The following is a 23,802-nucleotide window of genomic DNA, read 5'->3' as shown; positions in this document are numbered from 1 at the left end:
GACCGGTACGCTCAGGGTCGTCCGGCTGGCAAATTCAAACGGCGGGTGCAGCCAATCAGCGGTGAGGAAAGTCGAGGGTCAGAATGGGATCCCGGGTGTACCAGTGGGCGAGCAGGCAAGCTGCCCGGGGCGTAGCTGTCACGATTGGCATCACTCCCCTCCATGTCGGTTGTAACCAGTCGGTGGCCAATAAGATCCATTGATGGATGCTGCTAGCAGGCAGCCTCGCCAAGTTAACAACTGGTTGCCATGCAAACAATCCGAGTGTCAACGGGTTGTGCGTCTGCTCACAAAGCGCCCACTCAGCGGACTCGATACCGGCGACAGTGATCCCCCCTGTGCCCCGCTTCGTTAAGCTGTTATCCCGGTGACTTGATCCTGTTCACGCCGCTCCTTGCCAACCATCGGAAGTTCCATGCATCGCAAAACCCATCTGCCCGAGAAGATCTGCCCCGTCTGCCAGCGCCCCTTCAGCTGGCGGCGCAAGTGGGCACACAGCTGGGAGGAGGTTCGTTACTGCAGCGAGCGCTGTCGCCGCGCTCGTCACCGCAGTCATCAAGATAATGGGGAGCCAGCCTGATGGAAGTGCGCCTGGTGCTCGGCGATCAGCTGAACGCCGCACACAGCTGGTTTCGCACCCCGGATCCGGCGGTCTGCTACCTGATGGCGGAGCTGCGCCAGGAGACCGACTACTGCCGCCACCATCGCCAGAAGGTGCTGGCCTTCTTTGCCGCCATGCGCGCCTTCGCGGCGGCCCTCGGCAAGGCGGGCCATCGCATCTGTTACCTGACTCTCGATGAGAGCGCCCGCTGGCCCGACTTGCCCAGCTTGCTGGCTGCCCAGCTCGAAGCGCATCAGGCTGACAGCTTCGCCTGGCAGAGCCCGGATGAGTGGCGCCTCGCCAGCCAGCTGAAAAGCTGGGCGGCGGGCCTGACCATCCCTGCCACCGAGGTGGAGAGCGAGCATTTTCTCACCCCCCGCGATGGCTGGCAGCGCTACCCCCACAGCCGGATGGAGTTCTTCTACCGCGCCCTGCGCAAACAATACAGGGTGCTGCTCGATGAGCACGGCCAGCCCCTTGGCGGACACTGGAACTTCGATGCCGAGAACCGCGCCAGGCTGCCGGAGCGTCAGCCCATCCCGGCGCCCCTCACCTTTGCCAATGAGGTGAGCGACATCGATGCCATGCTGACCCGTCACGGCGTCAGCACCATCGGCGAGGCAGATGCCAGCAGACTGCCCTGGCCCATCAGCCGGCGCCAGAGTCGCGAGCTGCTGGCCCATTTTCTGGCCCACTGCCTGCCCCACTTTGGCCGCTATCAGGATGCCCTGAGCGAGCGGGGCTGGAGCCTGTTTCATAGCCGCCTGTCGTTTTCCCTCAACAGCAAGATGCTCCACCCCCTCGAGGTGATCCGCGCAGCCGAGGCCCACTGGCAGGCCAATCAGGCCACTATCACCCTGGCGCAGGTGGAGGGCTTTATTCGCCAGATCCTCGGCTGGCGCGAGTTCGTGCGCGCCCTCTACTGGGAGCAGATGCCCGACTATCAGCGCAGCAATTTTCTCGAGGCCGAGCGGCCGCTGCCCGGTTTTTTCTGGAGCGGCGAAACAAACATGGCCTGCGTGCGTCACGCCATTCGCCAGTCTCTGGATCACGCCTACGCCCACCATATCCAGCGGCTGATGGTGACCGGCAACTTTGCCCTGCTGGCGGGGATCCATCCTGACGAGGTGGATGCCTGGTATCTCGGTATCTATGTGGATGCCATCGAGTGGGTGGAGCTGCCCAACACCCGCGGCATGAGCCAGTTTGCCGATGGCGGCCTGATGGGCAGCAAGCCCTACACCAGCAGTGGCGCCTATCTCGAGCGGATGGGCCACTACTGCAAGGGGTGTCACTATCAGGTGAAGGCCCGCAGCGGCGACGGGAGTTGCCCCTTCAACAGCCTCTACTGGCATTTTTTATGGCGCAACCGGGACAAACTTGGCAGCAATCCTCGCCTCGCCCTGCCCTATGCCAACTGGGATGGCCAGGCCGCCGACCAGCAGCACGCCATCCTGGCGACGGCGGAGCAGTACCTGATCCGGCTGGAGCAGCTCTGACTGCCACATCTAATGCCAGCAAGTCCACAAATTTCAACATTGAAAACCAGTTAAATAATTGTAAATAGATATATATCCCAATTATATCTACACCAGTTGAATATCCTGTGGCGGCTGATTAATGTGAGGGCCCCAGTCAAGGAGAGACAAGATGGACATAGTGGTACTCGGTGGTGGCGTGGTCGGCGTGACTAGCGCCTGGTATCTGGCCAAGGCGGGTCACAAGGTGACCCTGCTGGAGCGGCGTGACGGGGTGGCCCTTGAAACCAGCCACGCCAATGCCGGCCAGATCTCCCCCGGTTACGCGGCCCCCTGGGCGGCTCCCGGCATTCCCCTCAAGGCCGCCAAGTGGCTGCTGCAAAAACACGCCCCCTTCACGGTGCGGCCGACCTCGGATCCCTTCCAGCTGCGCTGGATGCTGAAGATGTTTGCCAACTGCACCCCGGCGGCCTATGCGGTCAACAAGGGGCGCATGGTACGTCTGGCCGAATACAGCCGCGACTGCATGAAGCTGCTGCGCGACGAGTTGGCACTGGACTACGAGGGGCGCCAGCTCGGCACCCTGCAACTGTTCCGCAGTCAGGCCCAGCTCGATGCCAGCAAGCGCGACATCGAGGTGCTGGAAGAGTACGGTGTGCCCTATCAGTCCCTCGATGCCGATGGCTGTGAAGGGGCAGAGCCGGCGCTGGCCCGGGTACGCGGCAAGATAGTGGGCGGTCTGCGCCTGCCGGGGGACGAGACCGGCGACTGCTTCCGCTTCACCAAGGCCATGGCAGCAGAAGCGCAGCGACTGGGGGTCAAGTTCGTGTTCAACTGCGCCATCGACGAGATCGAGCTGGCGCAGGGACGCGCCGTGGCGGTGCGGGCCGGCGAGCAGCGCTTCAAGGCCGACGCCATCGTCTGTGCCCTTGGCAGCTATGCCACCGGCTTCCTGCGCCCGCTCGGGCTCGATCTGCCGGTCTACCCGGTCAAGGGCTACTCCCTCACCCTGCCGATGATCAACGCCGAGGCCGCGCCGCGCAGCACTGTGCTGGACGAAACCTACAAGGTGGCCATCACCCGTTTCGATGAGCGGATCCGGGTCGGAGGCATGGCGGAGCTGTCGGGCTACAACCTGGCCCTCAACCCGAAACGGCACGACACCCTGGCCATGGTGGTCGGTGATCTCTTCCCCGAGGGGGGCGACATCAGCCGCGCCGACTTCTGGACCGGGCTGCGCCCCATGACGCCGGACGGCACCCCGCTGGTGGGCCCAAGCCCTATCCCCGGCCTCTGGCTCAACACCGGCCACGGCACCCTGGGCTGGACCATGGCGGCAGGCTCGGGCCAGCTGCTGTGCGATCTCATCAGTGGCAGTGACACCGCCATCAGCGATGAAGGGCTCACCCTGGCCCGCTACGGCTGAGCCTAGTCCCCCGTCTCTCTTATCCCAACGAGGGAGTGCCTAGCACTCCCTCTTGTTTTGACCTTGTTCGGTTTGTTCAGCCATGCAGTGCCAAGGCACAGACAACAAAAAGGCCCCGCGAGGGGCCTTTCTTATGTACTGACCGGTACACCGGTTTCACCCTGCGCCGGGTGCAGCGCCAGGTTGAACAGCGCAGCGACCATGTCTGACTGGGTCAGGATCCCCACCAGCTGCTCGCCATCCACCACCGGCATGTGGTGCAGGCCGCCATCAGAGAAGGCACCCACCAGATCGTAGAGCTGCTGATCGTGGCGGGCGGTCGACAGCTTGCGGGTCATCAGGTCTGCGACCCGCAGCTCAGCCAACTCTGCCACGCCTCGCGGCTGTTGCAGTGCCCGGTCGATCATCAGGTCGTGCAGGGTGATGATGCCGGTCAGCCGGCCGGCCCCGTCCACCACCGGTAGCGCCTTGACCTGATGGTGAGAGAGCCGTTGCCAGGCCGCCATGGCCGGCTGCTGCGCCGCTATCAGGATCAGATCCCGCGACATCACGTCCTGCACCCGCACCGTGCCCACCCTGGCCCGCAGGGCGTGCAGCTGGGCCTCCTGCAGCAGCGCCTGCAGATCCTGGCGGCTGATGTCGAGCAGCTCGCCGTGCTTCTCCAGCGCAAAGTCGATGTCCGCCGACTGGGTCGCCACCCGCTCGCTCGGCTGGGGATCGGCGGTCTGATGGCGGTTGGGCCGGGCCTGACCGCTGTTGGGATAACGGCGCCCCAGCAGCCGGTTGTAGCAGAGCGCCAGTAGCAGCAACAGCAGCGAATTGAGCAACACCGGCAGCAGCACATAGCCGACCCCGAGCTGGCGGATCCCCTCACCGCCGATGACAGCGGTCAAGGCCACGGCGCCACCGGGCGGATGCAGGCTGCGGGTGAGCAACATGGCGGCGATGGCCAGCATCACGGCAAGGGCCGCCGCCAGCGCCGGATCCGCCACCAGGCTGGCACTCAGCACTCCCATCAGCGCCGACACCCCGTTGCCCACCAGGATGGACCAGGGCTGGGCCAACGGACTGGCTGGCGCTGCAAACAGCAGCACGGCGGAGGCCCCCATGGGGGCGATCAGCCAATGGGCCTCGAGCCCCCAGCGGCACAAGAGGGCGGTTCCCAACAGCCCGACGAAGGCGCCAAGGGCACCGTAACAACTCTCTTTGAGACTGGTATTGGTGGATACCGGAAAGAAATCCCTGAACTGCATGGGGCTCCTGCGAGGATAACATTCATTTCAAATGCGCGATTTTAACGACATACCGCTGGCAAATGCCACCAGGAGATGCGGTCTACTCCGCTCAGCCATCCCGCCCCAGGAAAACAGGAATCATACGGAAACAACCCTGTTCCATCCGAGCAATCTGAAACTGTGATTCAGCAACAAATTCTTACAAAAAATGGCGTACCCCCCTCATTTTTCTCTTTTCTTAACCTCGGCTTAAGAAATGTCGTGTCACCTTGAGGCCATATTCATGCACGGAGCCACTACTTATGAGCACTATCAGAGATGCCCTGCGCCGCTTCGACGGTCAGCGCCGCTGCTGGACCGCCGGGCTGGAGCGGGCCGCCCTCGCCTGGCTCGCGCGTCAAGGCCGACTGCCGGCCGGCAGCCAGCCTCCCCAGCGGATCCTGGTCATTCGCAGCACCTGCCGCATCGGCAACAACCTGTTTCTGCTGCCCTTCTTGCAAAAGGTACGCAGTGCCCACCCCCATGCCGAGATAGAGCTGGTGTGCATCGGCGGCCAGCTGCTCCCCTTCCTGGCCGATCTGCAGCTGCAGCGCATTCACCCGGTCAGATTGCAGGGCAAGCGGCTGCTGGCCTCCCTGTCGGTGCTGTGGCAACTGCGCCGTCAGCACTACGATCGGGTCTATGTGCCCTTTGCCTCCAGCACCGATCACCTCATCGCCGGCTGGGTAAAGGCCCGCGAGAAGCTGGGCTTTGACGATGCCAAGGGGGATGCCCTGTTCCCCCAGCCCCTCACTCCCAACGATCACTGCCACTACGCCCACCAGCCGCTGCAACTGCTCGGCATGCACGGTCATCTCGCCGATCAGATTGAGCTCGGCAGCTTGTTGCACAGCGCCAGCCCACGGCTGCTGGCGCTCAGGCAGGACTACCCGGAACGGCCGCTCATCGGCTTTTTCACCGGTGCCCGTAAGGGCAAGGGGCTCTCCCAGCCCCAGTGGCAGCGGCTGCTCGGGGATCTGCGCCGCCACTATCCCGCCGCCCTGCTGATCCAGCTCGAGGATCCCGCCGATCCCCAGCCACAGCTCGGCGACGTGCAGGTCTCCCTCTCCAGCCTGAGCGAGCTGGCCCGCTTTGCCGGCGGCCTCTCCCTCTTCGTCAGCGGTGACACCGGGCCATTGCACCTGGCCGCCGCCAGCGGCGTGCCCTGCCTCGGTCTCTTTACCCAGACCGATCCCGCCCGCTACGGCTGCCTCGGTGCCCAGCACCTCAATCTGGTGATCGGCGATCGCAATGCCATCCCCCTCGATCACCACTGGCTGGCCGGGGTCATGGCACGCACCCCGCTCAATCAGGAGAGGTTACCTGCGCCAACCCCGGCCCCTTGCTTGTCAGGTGCGCCCTTGCCAATCCCTGCTGCGGGCTGATCCAGCCAGCGCCCACACCGGCAGGGCGATTCAGCTCGTCCTGCCGGTCCACTCCTCTTCTCATCATCAGCGTCAACGATAGCGAGCCTCCATCCTGGCCAGCTCGCCACTTTGCCGCAATCGCGCCAAGATGCGAGTCAACTCGTCCACCCTGGCGGCGAAGGGGGATGAGTTGGCAATACAGAGGTGGAGCGGCGTCAGCTCCAGTTGCAGGGGGACTTCCGTGATCATCCCCGCCAATCCCAGCTGAGCCAGCTTGAAGCGCGCCACCAGAGGATCCGTGATCATCAGCTCCCCCCGACCGGCCGCCAGCAACTTGAAGACATTGTCCACATTGCTGGTGAGATGCACCTTGAAACCGACCAGGTTCTCCTTGCCCCAGCCATTGCCGATGTAGTCGAGAATGGTGAACGCCTTGAGATCGCTCAAGGCGCGGGCCTGGTTGAGACGGGCCAGGGCCGGATGCCCGGTTTGCGTGAACAGGGTCAAGGGGGAGAAGGCCACCGGGGCCTCGACCACCCGGGTATAGGCTCGCCGCTCCCGGGTCGGCACGGTGACGAAGCCGTCGGCTTGACCGGCACGGACCAGTTTCTGCGCCCGCAACCAGGGATATCCCTCATGATGCACCTGAACCCCAAGCTCGAGCCCGACCCTGTCCATCACATCCACCATGAGTCCACGCATCTTGCCCTCCTCGTCACGCCATGAGTAGGGGGCAAAATCATCGAAATAGACCATGTTGAGCGAAGAGACGGCAACCGCCTGGGGAGATGCCGCCAACAGCAGCCCCCATAAACACCCGAACCAGAGACCCGCTTTCATCATGTCAGCCCCACCGTCATCACCCTGCCCTGAGCCTAGCGCAAGCGCATCGAATGAAAAAATGGGCGAGAGCTCGCCGGCGCAGGCGGGGTGATATCGTCAAGCGGCCACACTTGCTGGTCGGGGAACCAGCCTTGCAAAACAGGAGGAACATGGCGGGGGTTATGGAGGATTGCGTCCAGTATTCCTGGACCGACGTGCCACCCAGCCTGCCCGCGCCGTCATTGCTACAGACCCTCCCCAGGCCAACATCAACGGCTGATCCGGCATAAAAAGAGAGAGGGAAGGCTTGCGCCTTCCCTCGTTCGTTATGCCCGTACTCTCTTGTTGTTTGCAGATGGTCTTCAGGCCAGCTCGGCACGCAGCGCCTTGGTGGCATCGACCATCACCTTGAGGGCGGCCTCGGTCTCTTCCCAGCCGCGGGTCTTGAGGCCGCAATCCGGGTTGACCCAGAGCCGCTCTGCCGGGATCTGCTTGGCGGCCTTGCGGATCAGATCCTCAATCCAGCCCTGGCTCGGCACGTTCGGCGAGTGGATGTCATAGACGCCCGGGCCGATTTCGTTGGGGTAGTTGAAGCGCTCGAACGCCCCCAGCAGCTGCATCTGGCTACGGCTGGTCTCGATGGTGATCACGTCCGCATCGAGCGCCGCCACCGCCTCTATGATGAGGTTGAAGTCGCTGTAACACATGTGGGTGTGGATCTGGGTGCTGTCCACCACCGGGCTCGCGCTCAGACGGAAGGCGCGCACCGCCCAGTCGAGATAAGCCTGGTGATCCTGCTTGCGCAGGGGCAAGCCTTCGCGGATCGCCGGCTCGTCGATCTGGATGATCTTGATGCCGGCGGCTTCCAAGTCAGCCACCTCGTCGCGAATGGCCAGGCCAATCTGCAGGGCGGACTGTTCGCGGCTCACATCTTCGCGCGGGAAGGACCAGCAGAGGATGGTCACAGGGCCGGTCAGCATGCCCTTGACCGGCTTGTCGGTCAGGCTCTGGGCAAACTGGGTCCACGCCAGGGTCATGGGGGTCGGCCGGTCGATGTCGCGGGTGATCACCGGCGGCTTGACGCAGCGGGAGCCATAGCTCTGTACCCAGCCGAAGCGGGTGATGGCAAAGCCATCCAGCAATTCACCGAAATACTCCACCATGTCGTTGCGCTCGGCTTCACCGTGCACCAACACGTCCAGCCCGATGGCCTCCTGACGCTCGATGGCATCCTTGATCTGGGCCTGAATGCCCGCCTCGTAGGCGCCATCGTCGATGCGACCGGCCCGCCAATCCTGGCGCAGCACCCGAATTTCCGAGGTCTGCGGGAAGGAGCCGATGGTGGTGGTCGGCAGCAGCGGCAACTTGAGATCCGCGCGCTGTGCCTCGGCCCGCACCGAGTAGGCGCTGTGGCGCTCGAAATCGCTGTTGGTGAGGCTGGCGAGGCGCGACTGCACCGCCTTCTTGTGCACCCGGCTGTCGGACTCCCGATCCACGATGGGCTGGCTGTAGGCATTGATCTTGTCCAGCTCCCCGCCATTGAGATGGTCGGCCAGCAGGCCCAGCTCATAGCATTTTTGCAGGGCAAAGGCGAACCAGCTGCGGGTCTGGGGATCCAGCTCGTGCTCCAGGGTCAAGTCCACCGGGCTGTGCAGCAAGGAGCAGGAGGAGCCGACCCAGAGCCGCTCGCCAAGCTTGGCTTTCAGTGCTTTCAGGGTCGGTACCAGCTTGGCCAGGTTGGCACGCCAGACGTTGCGACCGTTGATGACCCCGGCCGAGATGACCCACTGGGCCGGCAGGTACGGGACTAGCGTCTCCAGCTGCTCGGGGGCCGCCACCAGATCCAGGTGCAGGCCATCCACCTTCAGGCTGGTGATGATGTCGCGCTGATGGGCCACGGAGCCGAAGTAGGTGGTGAGCAGCAGCTTGCAGGGGCCGGCCAAACGCTCATAGGCATTGAGATAGGCGAGGCGCCACTCGTCCGGCAGGTCCAGCGCCAGCGCCGGCTCGTCGATCTGCACCCACTCCACCCCCTGGGCGGCCAGTTTCGCCAGGATCTCCTGATAGACGATGAGCAGGCGATCGAGCAGCTCGAGGCGGGAGAAGCCGCTCTCTTTCTCCTTGCCAAGCCAGAGGTAGGAGACGGGGCCCAGCAGCACCGCCTTGACCGGCAGCCCCAGCGCCTTGGCCTCTTCCACTTCGTCAAACAGCTGGCTCCAGCCCAGTTTGAAACGCTGGTCGCGGCTGAACTCGGGCACTAGGTAGTGGTAGTTGGTGTTGAACCACTTGGTCATCTCGGCGGCGGCGGCGGCCGGACCGGTCGGCGCACGGCCACGGGCGACCCGGAACAGGGTATCGAGATCGGTGTCGCCATGGCGGTGACGGGCAGGGATGGCATCCACCAGCAGGCTGGTGCCGAGCACCTGATCGTACCAGGCGAAGTCACCCACCGGCAGCAGGGTCACGCCGGCCTGTTGCTGGGCCTGCCAGTGACGCTCACGCAGGCTCTTGCCGGTGGCGATGAGTTCGGCCTGGCAGGTCTCGCCGCGCCAGTAGGATTCGAGGGCAAATTTCAGCTCGCGCTTGGCGCCGATACGGGGAAAGCCCAGGGTGTGTGCGCAGGTCATAGGTTCCATTCCTTATGCTCATTCATCTGATGGTGAACTGGATGATTTAGCCATCCAGATGTTTACACATCCAAAATGACAAGATAAGGTGGCGTTGGCTATTGAATCCTTTTCAACTGGCTCTCAAGAAATTCTCAAGGCGGGCAACAAGCCGCCGCCCAGGCATAACAAGGAGGGATACCATGGCGGTGTCAAACAACCCGGGGATCGACATCAAGCACCTGAAAACGGTGAGCGCGCTGGCCGAGCAGGGCTCGCTGGCCGGGGCGGCGCTCTGCCTTAACCTCACCCAGTCCGCCCTCTCCCACCAGCTCAAGGAGCTGGAGACCCGCCTCAACCTGGAGCTCTATCTGCGCAAGAGCCGGCCGCTGGTGCTGACCGCGGCCGGCAACCAGCTGCTGGGGCTGGCCCGCCAGGTGCTGCCGGCGCTGGCGCAGACCGAGAAACAGCTGCAGGCCCTGCACAGCGGCGACGCCGGTCGCCTGCACCTGGCGCTCGATTGCCACAGCTGCATCCAGTGGCTGCTGCCGCTGTTGCCAGATTTTCGCCGTCAGTGGCCGGGGGTTGACCTGGAAGTGGAGTCGGTGCCGGGCTTTGATGCCATCAGCGCCCTGCTCGGCGGCCAGCTCGACCTGCTGCTCACCTCGGACGTGCAGGCGCGCGGCGATCTCCACTTCGAGCCGCTGTTCGCCTTCGAGCTGGTGCTGGTGATGGCGCCGGACCACCCCCTCTGTGGCCAGCAGACCATCAAGCCTGAGGATCTGCGCCCCGAGGTGCTGCTGGTCTACCCGGTGGAGCGGGCACGGATGGACGTGTTCAGCCGCTTCCTGCAGCCGGCCGGCATCGAGCCCGCCCGCTGCAAGCCAGTGGACAACACTTCCGTGATGCTGCAGATGGCCGCCGCCGGCCTGGGCGTCGCCGCCCTGCCGCGCTGGGCTTGCGAGGAGTTTGTCCGTCAGGGGCTACTCGAAGCGCGCCCGCTCGCAGAAGGGGTGCGCCGCCACATGTATGGCGCGGTGCGCGCCGCCGACCGGGATCAAGCCTGTCTGCAGAGCCTGTTTGAACGTATTCGCAGCAAGATGGGCGACGCAAAAGCACAGTGACTTGCAAGAGAAGGCCGCTGCGCCGACCAGGATCAGCTGTAGCTGCAGACAGCAGAGCCTGTTCGAGCGGATTCGTATCAAGAATGGGCGACGTAAGAGCGCAGTCATCCACACGGCAAGGCGCAGTAAAAAGCCGCCTGAGGGCGGCTTGTCATCACGCAAGTCTTCTTTGCTCAAGCCCCCTCTTCACAGCTCGCCGCCCCATGCCGCCGCGGGCAGTTGGCGCATAGCTCACCATCGCGACGCTTGTAGTGCAGGCAGCAGCGCTGGCGCACATAACCGACCAAGCCGGCCGCTGGCGGCCAGGGCGCCGGCTGCCAACCCGCCAGATGCTCGGCCGACAGGCCGCAGGCGGCAAGCCAGTGCGGCGCATGGGCCGCCACCTCGGCGGGGCTTATCTCGTCAAAGAACGCGGGCACCCGCACCAGCGCCGCCAGCAGATCGTCCGCCAAGAGTGGCCGCACGAAGCCGGGTCGCAGCCGCTGCACCTGCCCGAGCGCAGTGAACAGCGCCTGCCAATGGGCCTGCAGCCGCTCGCCCGCCGTCTTGATCAAGAGCTCCAGCTCCCCCTTGATCATGGGTTCGGCCGGCAGGGTAAAGCCCGATACCAGCCCATCCTGATAACCCTGGCCCAGCCTCTCCAGTGCCGGCACGGCCCGCAGCCGGTAGACGGCCACCATAGCCAGATAGATGGATTGCCAGCAGAGCATGCCCCAGCTGCGGGTGAGCCAGTAGGCGGGGCCCGCCTCCGGATGGGCCAGCCGCCAATGCTCGTGCAATGCGGCCGCCACCTCGGCCGGCGTGGCCTGCTTGGCCGCCGTCAACAGCGCCGCAGCCGAGCCGGTCGCCACCAGCCGCCCCTTGAGGGACGGGATAAGCCCGGCAGCGGCGGCAAACAGGGCGCCGTGATCCGCCAGTGCCTGCAGATCCGGCTCGCGCTGCGCCACCGAAGTGCGGGCACGACGGCCGGCGCCGCTCATGGGATGAGAGAGTCCCGGGCGCGGCCCGGGACGCAGGGTCAGAATGCGTATTTGAGTCGCGCCTCCACGCTGCGCTCTGCGCCGAACCAGCAGTTGTTCTGGTCGTAGCAGGAGTAGTAGGTCTTGTTGAACAGGTTGCTGGCGCTGAGTGACACCTCCACTCCTTGCAAGCGCTGGCTGAGCCGGGCCAGATCGTAGGAGGCGGCCATGTCCATCAGCAGGTAATCCGGCACCGTATCGGTGTTGGCGGCATCAAGCTGGGCCTCCCCCACGTAGCGCAGGCCAGCCCCCAGGCGCGTCCCTTCCAGCGGGCCGGCCGGCAGGTAGTTGCTCCACAGCGAAGCCATTTGCTTGGGCACCCAGACCGGGGTCTTGCCCTGCAGGCTGGTGGTGTCGCGGGTGATCTCCATCTCCTGACGGGTATAGCTCAGCGCCAGATCCCAGCGGCTGGTGAGATCGAGTCGTCCCTCCAGCTCGACCCCCTTGGAGACCATCTCGCCGGTCTGCAGCTTGGGCCCGTAGACGTTGGCCGGATCCGTCACCAGGGCATTTTGCTTGGTGATGTGGAACGCCGAGAGAGTGGCGGACTTGCTCATGTCTTCGGAGAGGAACTTGAGCCCCCCCTCCCACTGCCGGCCGGTGGCCGGTTTGAACGCCTGGCCCTGCTTGTCTGCCCCCGCCACCGGCTCGAAACTCTCGGCATAACTCACATAGGGCGAGAGGCCGTGATCCAGCTCGTAGAGGGCGCCGAGGCGCAGCGAGAGGTTGTCCTGATCGATCTGGGCCAGGCTGTTGCTCGCCGCCCCCTGATAGAGGGTCCGGCTGTCGGTGTCCATCCGGTAGCGGTCGTAGCGGGCGCCGCCGATGGCCACCAGCCGATCGAGGCGCACCTGATCCTGCAGGTAGAGGCCACTCTGATACTGGCGGATGGTGCGGTTGTCCTGATAGTTGAAGGCCAGATCTGCCGGCACTATCTGCTGGTGGTTCGGGTTGAAGATGTCGATGGCGGGGGCAGAGTAGTCGAGGGTATCCCGGTAGAGAATACGCGCATCCAGATACTGGTAATCCACCCCCAGCAGCAGATTGTGCTGGGCCTTGCCGGTCTGCACCTTGCCCGCCAGCTGGTTGTCGATGACAAAGCCGCGGGACTCTTCATCGGTCAGATAGGCGTTGCGGGCCAGGGTGCGGTGGTCGGCCGCCAGCGCCGCGTTGTAGGTGTTCTGCTGGTTGGCTGAGGCATCCATGTAGCGGGCGTTTTGCAGCAGCTGCCAGTTGGCGTTGAAGTCGTGGCTCAGCTTGTAGCCGAGCAGGGTCACCTCCCGGCTGTAGTGGTTCCAGTTTTCATCGCCAAGGAAGGTATCGCTGCCCAGCTGGCCCAGCGGGTTGGATTTGACCGAACCGCTGGCCGGCACAGTAGTGTAGATGCCGGCTTGCGGGTCTTTCTGGTAATAGAGGTTGAGGTTTAGCAGGGTGCGGTCACTCAACTGCCAGTCGAGAGAGGGCGCCAGCACGTAGCGCTCCTCCTCTGAGGTCACCGCCTGGCCCTCTTTCTGACGGGCCAGCCCCACCAGCCGATAGGCAAACTGATCGTTGAGGGCGCCGGTGCTGTCGAGGGTCAGCTCCTTGAGGGTGCCCGTCCCGCTCGCCACGCTGACGCTGTGCCTGCTCTCCCGCTGGGGACGCTTGGCGATGAGGTTGACCATGCCGCCGGGGGGCATGCTGCCGTAGAGCACGGAGGTGGGCCCCTTGAACACTTCCAGCTGCTCGATGGCCACCGGATCGATCTGGGGCTGCAGGTTCCAGTCGTTGTACTGCAGCAGCAGGCCGTCGTAGAAGTTCTGGTAGTTGTCAAAGCCGCGGATGTTGAACAGATCCAGCCGGTTGACCGCCCCGCCCCGCAGCTCGGTGTTGACGCCGGGCACGTAGCGCAGCGCCTCGCTCACCGAGCTGACGCCGCGCTGTTCCAGGGTGTCCCCCTCCACCACCGAGATGGCCTGGGGCGTCTCCAGGGGGTCGAGCCGGGTCTTGGTCGCGGTGTTGCGATAGGTCTCGCCGAGCACGGTCAGGGTCTCGTCGGCCCGGGTCTGTGTCGGGTGCTCGGTGGCGGCTGCCTGCACGGGGCCAGCCAACAGGGCGGAGATAGTCGCGGCGACCAGGGTCAAAGGGGGGTGAGTGGCGTACATCTGATCCTCGAATGCAATGAGTGAATAGTAACAAATCTCATTTGCATTTTATTGGGTCATTTTGCCCTTGAATTAACAATTTGGGGCATGTTGGCACTGAAAAGGGAGAAAATGCGGCCAGCTTGGCCCCATCCGGCAACCTGATATGACGACAGCAACGCAGGCGATGTCGAATGGATAACAAAGCCTGGCGCAGTCAAAAGGGAAAGAGGGATAGCAGCGCCCGGCATCCGCCGGGCAAGAGGTGGCCAGCTCAGAGAGGGGCGACGGGCAGCCAATACTCCATGCGGGCATCCGGCTGGTTGCCGTCAAAATCGGGGGCGTAGCGCTCCAGCTCGAAACCGTCCAGCCCGCGATAGCCGGAGCTCGGCAGCCAGTGCAGGATGAACCAGTTGAGGGTCTGCCCCAGCTGACTGACCGGGCCCACGTGACTCAGCACCGCGTAGGTCTGGGCCAGCACCGGGAGGCGCGCCAGAGCGGCGGGCAGGCTGGCCCCCTCCTCCATCACGCTGCCCGCCCAGTAGGGGAGCGACTCGCCAGCGCCAGAAACATCCACCACCCCCACCCGCTCCTGCCCGGGTGGCAAACCGCCCGCAGTGCGCAGGGCACGCCAGATGGCGGGCACCGTCTGCTGAAAGTCGGGGGCGGCGGCAAACAGCCCGCGGATCTGCCCCTTCACTCCCTGCAGGATAAAGCCAGGCTGGCTCTCGATCCGTACCTGTACCAACCTGGTAGGCATGGGCTGCGGCAAAGTCGCCCGCACCAGGGGGGTACGCAGTCCCAGCCGCAGACCCCGCTTGCGATAGGCCAGCGGCGAGCAACCGAACTGCTGCTTGAAGGCGCGGCTGAAGCTCACCTCGGAGCCAAAACCGTAACAGAGCGCCAGATCCAGCACCCGCTGGCGGCCAGAGAGCAGCGCCTCTGCCGCCTGGCTCAGCTTGAGCTCGCGCACATAGTGGGCCACCGTCAGCCCCGTCTCATGGAGGAACACCCGTTGCAGCTGCCAGCGCGACCAGCAGCTCTGCTCCGCCAGCTCGGCCAGCGCCAGCGGCTGATCCAGGTTGGCGTGGATGTAGTCGAGCACCCGTTCGATGCGGGTCAGCTGGCTGTGCGGTTGGGGCACGGCGTCGGGAATGGTGGGCAAGATGGTCATGACGAGATCGGATCTGGGCTGTCGGCAAGGCGCTGCGCGCAAGGGCTCCATTAAACATGGCCGTCACCTTGGCGGCAAGGGCTGGCGATATGGTCGCATCCGCCCTCTTGCCAGGTGGCTCGAGTGCTGGTCCGTCAAGCCAGCTTGGCAGGCTGTCACAAAAGTGACGCGTTTCCCTGTCAGATTGTTTGAAAACAAATATATCAATTACCCCAAAAAGCCCATAAAGTCCTCGTTCGAATCTTTTATGCAGGGAGAGCCTAGATGAAGAAAGTTGCCTTGATCACCGGAGCCCGTGGCGGCATCGGATCCGCCATCACCACCGCCTTGCTGGCCCAGGGGTATCGCATCATCGCCACCCACTCCAGCGCCAACGGGGCGGCGGCGCACGACTGGTATGCAGAGCAGGGTTTTCGGCCGGATCAGGTGCGGCTGCTGGCGCTGGACGTGGCCGACACCGCCATGTGCCGCGAGGCCCTGGGCCGCTTGCTGCAGGATGAAGGACGGGTGGACGTGCTGGTCAACAATGCCGGCATCACCCGGGACGGGGCCTTCAAGCGGATGACCCCGGAGCAGTGGTTCGAGGTGATCCACACCAACCTGTGCAGCCTCTACAACGTCACCCAGCCGCTGTTTGACGCCATGTGCGAGCAGCGCGATGCCCGCATCATCAACATCTCCTCGGTCAATGGCCAGAAGGGGCAGTTCGGCCAGGTCAACTACTCGGCGGCCAAGGCGGGCATGCTGGGCTTCACCAAGGCGCTGGCGGCGGAAGGGGCCCGCTTCGGGGTGACGGTCAACGCCATCGCCCCCGGCTACACCGCCACCCCCATGGTGGAGGCGATCCGCACCGACATCCTCGACAGCATCAAGGCCGACATACCGATGCGCCGGCTGGCCAAGCCGGAAGAGATCGCCGCCGCAGTGGTGTTTCTTGCCAGCGAGGCGGGTGCCTATATCACCGGCGAGACCCTGGCCATCAACGGCGGCCTCTACATGAAGTGAGGCCTGGCCTTGTCTCATCGGCCTTGTCTAATCGACATAGCGCATCGACAGAGGGCAGCCCGCGGGCTGCCCTCTTTGTTTGCACCCTGTTTGCTCCGGCCAACCGGGACGGCCTTCTTCCTTGCCCGGACTACGGGCGTGTCGCCGCGGCCCCCACCGGCTCGGCGAAGTGGCTGCGCAGGGCGGCGATCACCCGGCGCACCTTCTCCGGGATCTCCCGCTGCGGAGTGATGGCGTGGATTTCCATGGGCGGCACCCGAAAGCCCGGCAGCAATTCCAGCAGGCGACCCGAGGCGAGATCTTCGGCGATCTCCCCCTCCGGCTGCAGCGACACCCCCTGCCCCGCCAGGGTGAACTGGCGCAGCGGCAGCACGTTGTTGCACACCACCCGCGGCTTGGGCTTGACCCTGTGCCCCTGCCCCTTCTCGTCGAAGAAGGTCAGGCCGCCGCTCAGCATGTCGGCGGCCAGCCAGTCATGATCCAGCAGCGCCTCCGGGCTGCGCGGGGTGCCCTTGCGCGCCAGATAGGCGGGCGAGGCGCACAGCAGCATCCGGGTCTGACCCAGCTTGCGCGCCACCAGGGTGGAGTCCGAGAGCGTGCCGACCCGCAGCGCCACGTCGATGCGCTCGGCAATGAGATCCCGCTTCTCGTCGTCGGCGATGATCTGGATGCACAGGCCGGGGTGGGCCTGCAGCAGCGGCGACAGTGCCCGTGCCAGCGGCTGGCCAGCCATCCCCACCGGCGCGGTGATCCGCACCTCCCCCAGCAGGCTGTCACGCACCTCCGAGAGGCGCAGCTCGGTCTGGTTGAGGGTCTGCTGCAGGGACTGGCACCCCTGCCACACCACCTCCCCCGCCTCGGTCAGGTTGAGGCGGCGGGTGGAGCGGTGCAGCAGGGTGAGGCCGAGCAGGCTCTCCAGCTGGCTGATATGCTGACTGACGGCGGAGGGTGTCATGCCGAGGGCCTTGGCGGCACCGGTCATGCTGCCCGCCTCGACCACGGCGGCGAAGATGGCGTAACGCTTGAGCTGTTCCATTATTAAATCCAGCTTATAAGTGAATGCAATTTACAACGGATTATTAAATCACATTCGGGGGCGTAGGATAGCCCCATTCCAACAGTGAAGGAGAATCTCCCATGAAAATTGCCCTGATCGGTGCCAGCGGTTTTGTCGGTACAGCCATCCTCAATGAAGCCGTCAGCCGCGGCCATCACGTCACCGCCATCGTGCGTGACGTGAGCAAGGTAGCCGCTCACCCGCAGGTCACCGCCGTGGCGGTGGATGCCCAGGACAGCCAGGCGCTGGCCAAGGTGCTCAAGGGGCACGATCGGGTGATCAGCGCCTACAACCCGGGCTGGACCACCCCGGACATCTACGACCAGTACCTCAAGGGGGCCAGCGCCATCGTGGCCGCCGCCGTCGCGGCCAACAGCTGGCTGCTGGTGATCGGCGGGGCCGGCAGTCTGGAAATTGCCCCGGGCGTGCAACTGGTGGATACCCCGGAGTTCCCGGACGAGTGGAAACAGGGGGCCCTGGCCGCCCGCGACGGCCTCACCGCCCTGCGCCGTGAAACCGCCCTCGACTGGCGTTTCGTCTCCCCCCCCGTGTTCCTGGAACCCGGCGAGAAGCGTGGCGGCTACCGGCTCGGTGCCGATCAGGTGCTGTTCAGCGGTGAACAACCGGCCGGGATCACGGTCGGCGATCTGGCCGATGGCGTGCTCAACGAAGCGGAAAAACCGGCCCACCTGCGCCAGCGCTTCACCCTGGGTTACTGAGCCTGACCTCGGCACCACACAGGGCTGCGCGCCCGTCACACAAAGGGAGGCATCAGCCTCCCTTTTTGCATCTCTGTATTTGGGAATCTCTGTGCTGGCAGCGATGCTCGCCTCTCTATTTGCCCAACTTGCCCAACTCGCACTCACATTGCGCTCAAGCCGGTACATGCCGAGTCAGGCCAACATGGGTGCCAAGCGCGCCGGTATATTGCCATTATCGCCGCTCAATCCGCAGCCACCCGGATGGGTGGCGAATTCTATTTCGATTTTTGTATATAACTAAGAATAATTTGTTGTTTCCGTCTTATAACTCCGAACAGTAGCATCTCCCTCAATCCAAATGGCGCCATCCCTGGCAACAGGGCGTTGGCCGGTTTATCGGTCAGGGCGTCGTCGTTTTCATGTCAGGTGTGCGGGTAGCCTCCCGCCCCTGGTCAGTGAGGAGGTGCACATGGAACATTCACCACTGCCGATCATCGATCTCGCCGCCCTCGATGGCGCCCCAGAGACCCGTCGCCAGATGCTGGCCACCCTTGGCCGGGCGGCCCGTGAGGTGGGCTTTTTCTATCTGATCGGCCATGGCCTGAGCGAGCAAGAGCAGCAGGAAACCCTGGCGCTGGCGGCCCGCTTCTTCGCCCTGCCACAGCAGGAGAAACTGGCGGTGCAGATGGTGCACTCCCCCCACTTTCGCGGCTACAACCAGGTGGGGGCCGAGCTCACCCGGGCGCGGCCGGATCTGCGCGAGCAGTTCGATATCATGAATGAGGCGCAGGCCCTGCCTTCAGCGCAGATACGTGAACCCTGGCAGCGACTCATCGGCCCCAACCAATGGCCTATCGCCCTGCCCGACATGCAGGCGCAACTGCTGGCGTGGCAGGAGAGGTTGAGCGCCATCAGCCTCACCCTGCTGGCCGCCTTCGCCGAGGTGCTGGAGCAGCCAGCCGGGGTGTTTGACGAGAGCATTCGCGGTGCCCCCTATCAGCACATGAAGCTCATTCACTACCCGGGGCAAGCCGAGGGGGGCAGCGGTCAGGGGGTGGGTGCCCACAAGGATCCCGGCTACCTGACCCTGGTGATGCAGGATCATCACTCCGGGCTCGAGGTGGAGACAGCGAATGGCTGGATCTCGGCGCCGCCCCTGCAGGGCGCCCTGGTGGTCAACATCGGCGAGCTGCTGGAGCTCGCCTCCAACGGCTACCTCAAGGCCACTCTGCACCGGGTGGCAAGCCCGCCGCCCGGCGTCTCGCGCCTCTCCTGCGCCTTCTTCATGGCGGCGCGGCTGGATGCCACCGTGCCGCTGCTCAGCCTCTCCCCCGCGCTGGCAGCCCAGGCGCTGGGGCCCGAGAGCGACCCGACCAACCCGCTCTTTTATCAGGTGGGGGAGAACGTACTCAAAGGGAGGCTGCGCTCCCACCCGGATGTGGCGGTCCGCCACTATGGCGTCGCCCCGGCGTCGGCCAACCCGCAGATGACAAACGGGCAAACTACAAAGCGCGATCGGCGCGAGCCACAACTCGCCTGACGCTGTCATACCTAATAGACGGGGGGCGCCGCGGCGCGCCCTTCAAACGACACAAGCAGTTGGGCCACAGCCTGGCAATGACGGAGCAATACAATGAAATTCAAAACCATGAGCGTGCACAGCGGCCAGCGGATCGATCCCCAGACCGGTGCCCTCACCACCCCACTCTACCAGAGCAGCACCTTCAGCTACTTCAACGCCCAGGCGGGCAAGGAGCGCTTCGCAGGTCAAGCCCCCGGCTTTATCTACAGCCGCTTTGGCAACCCCACCACCGCCGAGCTGGAGCAGAAGCTGGCGGCGCTGGAAGGGGCCGACGAGGCGCTGGTGGTGGCGAGCGGCATGGCGGCGGTGAGCGCCATCATGTATGCCCTGGCCGACAGCGGCGATGAAGTGGCCTATATCGGCCCGCTCTACGGCGGCACCGATGCGTTTCTCAAGCAGACCTTCAGCCGCGCCGGCATCAAGGTCACCGCCTACGAGAGCGATCAGGATCTGCTGACCAACATCCGCCCCGCCACCAAGGTGGTACTGTTCGAAACCCTGACCAACCCCACCCTCAAGGTGGTAGATCCGCGGGTGGTAGTGGAAGCGGCCCGCAAGGTGGGCGCCATTACTGTGTGTGACAACACCTTCCTCACCCCCTATCTGCTGCGCCCGCTCGAGCTTGGCATCGACATCGTCATGCACAGCGGCACCAAATACCTGGGCGGTCACGGCGACATCATCGCCGGGGTGGTGGCGGGCTCTCACACGCTGATGAAGTCGATCCGTACCGTGGCCCTCAAGCACATCGGCTCCCCCATAGGCCCGCAGGAGGCCTACCTGCTGCAGCGCGGGGTCAAGACCCTGCCCCTGCGCATGGATGCCCACCTGCACAACGCCCAGAAGGTGGCCGACTTCCTGGCCGCCCATCCGGCGGTGAAGAAGGTGATCTACCCGGGGCTTGCCAACCATCCGGGCCACGATGCCCTCGGCGCCTTCGCCAGCGGTTTTGGCGGCATGGTGAGCATCGAGCTGGAAGGTGGGTTTGAGCGCTGCGCCACCCTGCTCGACAACCTGCAGCTGTTCGTGCAGGCGGTGAGTTTGGGGGATCTCGAGAGCCTGGCCTGCCATCCGGCCAGCACCACTCACGCCGCCATGGACGAGGCGAGCCGCCTCGCCGCCGGGGTCAATGACGATCTCATCCGCTTCAGCATCGGGGTGGAAGATGCCGACGATCTGATCGCCGATCTGGCCGCCGCCCTGGCCCTGATCTGACTGTCAGCCGCTTTTGAACGCAAAAAAACAGCCCGCCCCCTGCCAGGGGGCGGGCTGTTTTGCTTGCGGCCGTCGCCCAATAGGGGCAACCCGCTAGGGTGTGACGGAGAGGCGCTGCACCGGCCAGCCCAACGCGGCCAGCTCGGGAGCCAGCGTCTTGGCATCCCCCACCACCAGGATCACCATGTCGTCGGGATCGAGCCAGCGGCGGGCCAGCTCGCGCAGGGTAAAGGGGGAAAGCTGGCTCACCTGCTTCACCTGCTGCTCCACATAATCCTGCGGCCACCCTTTGAGCAGGATGGGTTGCATGTAGGCCACCTCCTGCGGCAGCGTCTCGTAGTCGAGCGCCTGGCCATTGAGCACCCGATCCCGCAGGGTACGCACCTCCAGCCGGGTCGGCCCCAGCCGCTGATACTTGTCGAGCTCCTGCAGGATCTGCCGCAGCGCCGCCCCGGTCACTGCGCTGCGTACGCTGCTTTGCAGCAGGAAATAACCCGCATCGACGTTGCCCTCGAAGGTGGCGCCGATAAAGTAGGTGTAACCCAGCTCCTCACGCAGCCGGATGTTCAACCGCTCGGCGAGGGAGACATTCATCAGCCGGGTCAGGTACTGCTCGCCGAAGGCATCCTCTGCCATGGCGCGCCGCCCCACCCGGATCTGGCTGAGCGCAGCCCCGGGATTGTCCAGCAGATAGATGGCCCGTTTGGCCTGCTGCCCACGCCACTCCAGAGAGCGCAGGGCCGCCGGCTGACCCGCTGGCTCGACCAGAAAGCCGAGGGCTTTCATCACCCGCTCCTGGGCCAGATCCCCGCTCACCACCACCTGGGCTTCCCCGCTGCGATGGACCGACTGATAAAAATGGCGCACATCGTCCAGGGTCAGCGCCCGCAGGCTGGCCACGGGATCCAGCGGCTTGCTCCCCTTGAGCAGGGCACCGAACTGCCAGTCCGCCTGCCACTGGGGATCGCGAGCCAGCTGTTGCAGCCACTGGCTGTAGTCAAACTGGCTGCGCTCGAAATCGGCGCTGCGCATGGCGGGCTGCAGCACCAATTCCCGTACCAGCGCCAGCACCTCCTCGAAATGGGAGGTGAGCCCCTGGACCTCGATGGAGCTGCGCTCCTCACCATGTTCGAATCTGATGCTGGCTCCCAGCTGGCGCGCCCGCTCCTCGATGCTCGCCTCCTGCAGCTGTTCGCTGCCAAGGGAGAGCATGGCATCGGTCAGGGTGGCGACCCCGCCCTTGCCCTGCGGCTCGGCCCGCTCACCGCCCGGCCAGTTGATGCTCATGGCAAAGGCCGGCACTTCATCGCTGTAGTGGCCGAGCAGAGAGACCCGCTCACCCAGCTTGGCATGCCACAGGGTCGGCATGGGCACCGGCAAGGCACCACCACTGGCCGGCTCCTGGCGTCGATCTAGGGTCTCCTTGATCTGCCTGGGAGCCAGCGTCTGCAGCGGCCGGGCCAGCGGCAAGGGGGGTGGCTCGACGAAGTTGGGGTTGCCCGCCTGCCACTCGGGATGCTCGGCCGGCACCACGCTCAGCACCACCCTGGGCTTGTTCAACACATAGCGCGTCAATGCCCGCTGCAGATCGGCCGGCGTCACCCGGGCAAGGCGCTTGAGGTTGCGGTACTGGAAGTTGGGATCCTGAAACAGGGTATAACCTGTGCCCAGCTGCTCCACCTTGCCGGCCACGCTGTCCAGCGGCCAAATCCGTTTGGCGCGCAGGGCATTGACCGAGTGGGCCAGCTGCTCGCGGGTGACCCCGTCGCTGGCGAGCTGGCCGATGACCCGATCGATCTCCGCCTTGATGGGGCCAAGCTCGGCCCCTTTGGCCAGATTAGGAATGGCATGGATCATCAACTTGCATGCCAGCACATTGCATTCATGGCTGGCAAAGACGGAGACCAGCCTGCCGCTTTGCTGCAGCTCTCGCTGCAGAAGGCCGCTGGCCGAGCCCCCCAGCTGATCCGCCAGCAGATCGAGAGCCTCGACCCCGGGATCACTGGCAGAGACGGTCGGATAGGCCAGCACCAGCAGGGGTTCGGCCACCCGATCGGTCAGGGTGCGATAGCGGCTCTTCTTCAGCGTCACCGGACGCACCAGCGGCCGAGTCTGGGCCGGTGTGGCGGGCAAGGCCCCGAAATAGCGCTCTACCCAGGCCAGGGTCTGGGCCGGTTGAATGTCACCGCCGATCACCAAGGTGGCGTTGTTGGGCCCATACCAGCGCAGGAAGAATTGGCGCACATCCTCCAGGGTGAGGCGATCCAGATCCGCAGCCCGGCCAAACGGCGTGTTGAAGTAGGGATGATTGGGCGGGTAAAGCGTGCGATTCAGCGCCTCATAGAAGCGCCCATAGGGTTGATCTTCGACCAGGTTGGCGCGCTCGTTCTTGATGATGTCGCGCTGCACGTCCAGCTTCTGCTGATAGAGAGTATCGAGCAGAAACCCCATGCGATCCGCCTCCAGCCAGAGCATCTTCTCCAGCTGATTGGCCGGCAGCGTCTGGAAATAGCGGGTCTGATCCTCCTGGGTCCAGCCGTTCACATCCTTTGATCCCATCTGTTGCAGCAGGCGGTTATGGCCCTCCTCCCCCACGTGAGCCGAGCCCTGAAACATCATGTGCTCGAACAGGTGGGCCAGCCCGGACTGGCCCGGAGCCTCTTCTTCCAGCCCCACCCGGTAGTGGACCGCCACGTGCACCAGGGGATCGGAGTGATCCTGGGTCAGGATCACCGTCAGGCCATTGTCGAGCCGATATTGCTGATAGGGCACGATCAGTGGATCGGCCACTCTTTTCTGCTCCTTGACCAGCACCGGGCCGGCCAAGGCCAAGACACTGAAGAAATAGAGCAAACTCCACACGACTCTCATGTAATTTCCCAATTCTCGAACCTGAACATTATTATGGGTCACCGTTGCTGCCCTTCATTGGTCTCGCAGCAAGGAGAAAACGGTGACGGCACGCCATGGGCGTAACGCGCACTATTGAGCATATAAATATTATTTTCGCCCCCCACGGGGCTGCCGCGAGCCGGCCGCCACGCCGCGTCGGATCACCTGCTGCCACGGCCTCGTGGTATCGGCCTGGCCAGGCGGTCAGTGTAATCAATCAGGCTCGCACTGGATATCTTGAATGGATATTCATTTGTAACAAGGCATATATCCCGCCCATCCCGCGAGCCCACCGCCCCCTATTTTGTGGTACAGATGGAATAGGACGAGTCGGCT

17 protein-coding genes are annotated in these 23,802 nt (G+C 64.4%); 9 read left to right on the top strand and 8 right to left on the bottom strand.

All coding sequences use genetic code 11. The annotated features are described in order from the left end of the window. Nucleotides 1-415 precede the first annotated feature (415 nt). From I6L38_RS06850 to I6L38_RS06840, 3 genes are all read left to right on the top strand, one after another. Nucleotides 416-580, top strand: coding sequence for a DUF2256 domain-containing protein (locus I6L38_RS06850; protein WP_080689380.1), 165 nt, complete (start codon nucleotides 416-418; stop codon nucleotides 578-580). Next, on the top strand, nucleotides 580-2,100 hold the full coding sequence (locus I6L38_RS06845) for a cryptochrome/photolyase family protein (protein WP_024941571.1): 1,521 nt from the start codon (nucleotides 580-582) through the stop codon (nucleotides 2,098-2,100). The genes I6L38_RS06850 and I6L38_RS06845 overlap by 1 nt, the downstream gene beginning before the upstream one ends. A gap of 151 nt (nucleotides 2,101-2,251) precedes the next feature. Then, nucleotides 2,252-3,505: a D-amino acid dehydrogenase gene (locus I6L38_RS06840; protein ID WP_017765456.1), complete on the top strand. Its 1,254-nt coding sequence runs from the start codon at nucleotides 2,252-2,254 to the stop codon at nucleotides 3,503-3,505. A gap of 131 nt (nucleotides 3,506-3,636) precedes the next feature. On the opposite strand, the gene I6L38_RS06835 is transcribed toward I6L38_RS06840, so the two are convergent. Further along, nucleotides 3,637-4,758, bottom strand: coding sequence for an HPP family protein (locus I6L38_RS06835; RefSeq protein ID WP_216989316.1), 1,122 nt, complete (start codon nucleotides 4,756-4,758; stop codon nucleotides 3,637-3,639). 284 nt (nucleotides 4,759-5,042) lie between these two features. Here I6L38_RS06835 and I6L38_RS06830 point away from each other — a divergent pair, with 284 nt between their 5' ends. Then, on the top strand, nucleotides 5,043-6,164 hold the full coding sequence (locus I6L38_RS06830; RefSeq protein WP_216989315.1) for a glycosyltransferase family 9 protein: 1,122 nt from the start codon (nucleotides 5,043-5,045) through the stop codon (nucleotides 6,162-6,164). Between the two features lie 72 nt (nucleotides 6,165-6,236). On the opposite strand, the gene I6L38_RS06825 is transcribed toward I6L38_RS06830, so the two are convergent. After that, complete coding sequence (locus I6L38_RS06825; protein WP_216989574.1) at nucleotides 6,237-6,902, bottom strand: ABC transporter substrate-binding protein; 666 nt, start codon at nucleotides 6,900-6,902, stop codon at nucleotides 6,237-6,239. A 428-nt stretch (nucleotides 6,903-7,330) separates the two neighbouring features. After that, nucleotides 7,331-9,595 carry a 5-methyltetrahydropteroyltriglutamate--homocysteine S-methyltransferase gene (metE, locus tag I6L38_RS06820; protein ID WP_216989314.1) on the bottom strand — a complete coding sequence of 755 codons (2,265 nt, stop codon included), beginning with the start codon at nucleotides 9,593-9,595 and terminating at the stop codon, nucleotides 7,331-7,333. 182 nt (nucleotides 9,596-9,777) lie between these two features. Between metE and I6L38_RS06815 the strand changes: the two genes are divergently transcribed. Further along, on the top strand, nucleotides 9,778-10,698 hold the full coding sequence (locus I6L38_RS06815) for a LysR substrate-binding domain-containing protein (protein WP_024941575.1): 921 nt from the start codon (nucleotides 9,778-9,780) through the stop codon (nucleotides 10,696-10,698). A 173-nt stretch (nucleotides 10,699-10,871) separates the two neighbouring features. Here the strand turns inward: I6L38_RS06815 and I6L38_RS06810 are convergent, their stop codons facing one another. The 3 genes from I6L38_RS06810 to I6L38_RS06800 all read right to left on the bottom strand — a co-directional run bounded on the left by I6L38_RS06810 (nucleotide 10,872) and on the right by I6L38_RS06800 (nucleotide 15,014). Further along, nucleotides 10,872-11,678 carry a siderophore ferric iron reductase gene (locus I6L38_RS06810; RefSeq protein ID WP_024941576.1) on the bottom strand — a complete coding sequence of 269 codons (807 nt, stop codon included), beginning with the start codon at nucleotides 11,676-11,678 and terminating at the stop codon, nucleotides 10,872-10,874. Between the two features lie 38 nt (nucleotides 11,679-11,716). Beyond that, nucleotides 11,717-13,861 carry a TonB-dependent siderophore receptor gene (locus I6L38_RS06805; RefSeq protein ID WP_216989313.1) on the bottom strand — a complete coding sequence of 715 codons (2,145 nt, stop codon included), beginning with the start codon at nucleotides 13,859-13,861 and terminating at the stop codon, nucleotides 11,717-11,719. Between the two features lie 253 nt (nucleotides 13,862-14,114). Next, a complete protein-coding gene (locus I6L38_RS06800; RefSeq protein ID WP_216989312.1) occupies nucleotides 14,115-15,014 on the bottom strand; it encodes an AraC family transcriptional regulator in 900 nt (299 codons plus the stop codon). A 264-nt stretch (nucleotides 15,015-15,278) separates the two neighbouring features. Between I6L38_RS06800 and I6L38_RS06795 the strand changes: the two genes are divergently transcribed. Continuing rightward, nucleotides 15,279-16,019 (top strand): SDR family oxidoreductase, encoded by a 741-nt coding sequence (locus I6L38_RS06795; protein WP_010634159.1) that lies wholly within the window; start codon nucleotides 15,279-15,281, stop codon nucleotides 16,017-16,019. Between the two features lie 130 nt (nucleotides 16,020-16,149). Here I6L38_RS06795 and I6L38_RS06790 read toward each other — a convergent pair whose 3' ends face one another. Further along, nucleotides 16,150-17,055 carry a LysR family transcriptional regulator gene (locus tag I6L38_RS06790; protein WP_005300262.1) on the bottom strand — a complete coding sequence of 302 codons (906 nt, stop codon included), beginning with the start codon at nucleotides 17,053-17,055 and terminating at the stop codon, nucleotides 16,150-16,152. Between the two features lie 101 nt (nucleotides 17,056-17,156). Here I6L38_RS06790 and I6L38_RS06785 point away from each other — a divergent pair, with 101 nt between their 5' ends. The 3 genes from I6L38_RS06785 to I6L38_RS06775 all read left to right on the top strand — a co-directional run bounded on the left by I6L38_RS06785 (nucleotide 17,157) and on the right by I6L38_RS06775 (nucleotide 20,574). Next, nucleotides 17,157-17,795: an NAD(P)-dependent oxidoreductase gene (locus I6L38_RS06785; protein WP_216989311.1), complete on the top strand. Its 639-nt coding sequence runs from the start codon at nucleotides 17,157-17,159 to the stop codon at nucleotides 17,793-17,795. A 451-nt stretch (nucleotides 17,796-18,246) separates the two neighbouring features. Beyond that, nucleotides 18,247-19,317 (top strand): isopenicillin N synthase family oxygenase, encoded by a 1,071-nt coding sequence (locus tag I6L38_RS06780; RefSeq protein ID WP_025201803.1) that lies wholly within the window; start codon nucleotides 18,247-18,249, stop codon nucleotides 19,315-19,317. A gap of 93 nt (nucleotides 19,318-19,410) precedes the next feature. Next, the gene (locus I6L38_RS06775; RefSeq protein ID WP_216989310.1) at nucleotides 19,411-20,574 is read left to right on the top strand and encodes a PLP-dependent aspartate aminotransferase family protein; all 1,164 of its coding nucleotides are present in this window, start codon (nucleotides 19,411-19,413) and stop codon (nucleotides 20,572-20,574) included. 93 nt (nucleotides 20,575-20,667) lie between these two features. Here the strand turns inward: I6L38_RS06775 and I6L38_RS06770 are convergent, their stop codons facing one another. Next, nucleotides 20,668-23,445 (bottom strand): pitrilysin family protein, encoded by a 2,778-nt coding sequence (locus I6L38_RS06770; RefSeq protein ID WP_216989309.1) that lies wholly within the window; start codon nucleotides 23,443-23,445, stop codon nucleotides 20,668-20,670. Nucleotides 23,446-23,802 lie beyond the last annotated feature (357 nt).

The sequence above is a fragment of the Aeromonas sp. FDAARGOS 1408 genome (assembly GCF_019048665.1).
GTDB classification, from domain to species: Bacteria; Pseudomonadota; Gammaproteobacteria; order Enterobacterales; family Aeromonadaceae; genus Aeromonas; species Aeromonas dhakensis.
Note: the sequence above shows the minus strand (reverse complement) of the source record. Positions and strands in the feature narration are given on the sequence as shown.